The 2,180-nt window shown below is 32.0% G+C and carries 1 protein-coding gene; it reads right to left on the minus strand.

Going from position 1 to position 2,180, the window contains the following annotated elements; genetic code table 11:
- Positions 1-232 precede the first annotated feature (232 nt).
- A partial coding sequence (gene carB, locus J7M77_RS16730) for a carbamoyl-phosphate synthase large subunit (RefSeq protein ID WP_296880631.1) occupies positions 233-2,180 on the minus strand: 1,948 nt, incomplete at its 5' end.

Consider the following 2,180-nt stretch of genomic DNA (forward strand, 5'->3'; position numbering starts at 1 on the left):
AACTTATATTGGGATATATTTTTTTCTTTTAATATGCTTTTTAGTGACATAGTTATATCCTCCTTTACTATATTATACCGTTATACCGATATATCTTTTAATCTTTTTAGTTTTTTTGTGTGTAGGAATCAGTCAAAGAATCTTCTTTTGACAAGTGATTCTAACTTTGAATATATTATAGATGAAAAGAATAAAAAGATGAAACCAGAAAAACTGATTTCATCTTCATTTACTATTTAATTGCACGATGATATTCTTGTAATGATTTTACTTCATGACTACCATGAATCTTCATTTCCATAATACCTTCTAATGATGCTTTAGCAGCAGCAATATTAGTTACGTATGGAATTTTCATCTTGATAGCTGATTTACGAATATAACTATCATCATGAACACTTTGTTTTCCATTTGGTGTATTGATGATCATAGCTAGTTCACCGTTTGTTAAGGCATCACTGATATTTGGACGACCTTCATGAATCTTTTTAATCTTTTGCGCTGGTATACCATTTTCAGTAATTAATTGATATGTTTTACCAGTAGCTACAATTGTAAATCCAGCATCATAATATCCTTGAGCTAAATCAACAACTTCTGGTTTATCTAAATCACTAACACTAATTAATACTTTACCTTCAGTTGGTAAGATTGTTTTAGCTGCTTCTTCTGCTTTATATAAAGCAGCACCATAAGAACTTGCAATACCTAAAACTTCACCAGTTGAACGCATTTCTGGTCCTAAAATTGGGTCAACTTCAGGGAACATATTGAATGGGAAGACAGCTTCTTTAACTCCAATATGAGGAATTTTCTTTTCTGTAAGTTCTGGTACTGGTGATTTTCTACCAGTTAAATCTAAAGTAACGATATCAGTAGCAATTTTAACCATATTTACATTACATACTTTAGATACTAAAGGTACAGTTCTTGAAGCTCTTGGATTTGCTTCTAAAACATATACTTTATCATCAGCAATTGCATATTGCATATTCATTAAACCACGAACGTTCATTTCTTTAGCAATCTTTTTAGTATATTCTTTGATTGTTTCTAAATGACGCATTGGGATATGTTTAGATGGTAAAATACATGCTGAATCTCCTGAATGGATTCCGGCTAATTCGATATGTTCCATTACTGCAGGAACAAATACATTTTCACCATCACTGATAGCATCAGCTTCACATTCCATCGCATTATTTAAGAAGCGGTCAATTAAAATTGGACGATCAGGAGTCACCCCAACAGCAGCCTTCATATATTCAGTTAAGCTGGCATCGTCATAAACAACTTCCATACCACGTCCACCTAGTACATAAGAAGGACGAACCATTAATGGATAACCAATTTTTCCAGCGATTGCTAAGGCTTCATCAACATCAACAGCCATTCCAGATTCTGGCATTGGAATTTCTAATTTTTCCATCATTTCGTTGAATAAATCACGATCTTCAGCCATATCAATTGTTTCAGGTGTTGTACCTAAAATATTAACCCCATTTTTCTTTAATTGAGCAGCTAAGTTAAGTGGTGTTTGACCACCAAATTGAGCAATTACTCCAACTGGTTTTTCTTTTTCATGAATACTTAAAACATCTTCTAAAGTTAATGGTTCAAAATATAACTTATCAGAAGTATCATAATCAGTTGATACTGTTTCTGGGTTACAGTTGACAATAATTGTTTCAAATCCTAATTTTTTAAGAGCTAAAGCAGCATGAACACAGCAGTAGTCAAATTCAATACCTTGACCAATACGGTTAGGTCCACCACCTAAGATCATGATTTTTTGTTTATCATGATGAATATCACTATGATCTTTAGCATTATATGTAGAATAATAATAAGCACTATCTTTAGTTCCACTTACGTGAACTGGTTCCCAAGCTTGATTAATACCATTATCTTTACGTAACTGACGAATTGTAGCTTCATCGATGTCTAAAATCTGACTTAAATATTTATCAGAGAACCCATTTTGTTTAGCTTGTTTTAAAACATCAACTGGTAATTCTTTACCTTTGTATGTTTTGATCATTTCTTCTTCTTCAACTAATTCTTTCATTTGTTCAATGAAATAAGTTTTAATTTGTGTTAATTCATGTAACTGTTCAACACTAACACCTTTTCTTAAGGCTTCATACATGATAAATTGTCTTTCACTAGTTGGATTAGCT

It is taken from the genome of Thomasclavelia sp. (assembly GCF_017889095.1).
In the GTDB taxonomy this organism is placed as follows: Bacteria; Bacillota_I; Bacilli_A; order Erysipelotrichales; family Coprobacillaceae; genus Thomasclavelia.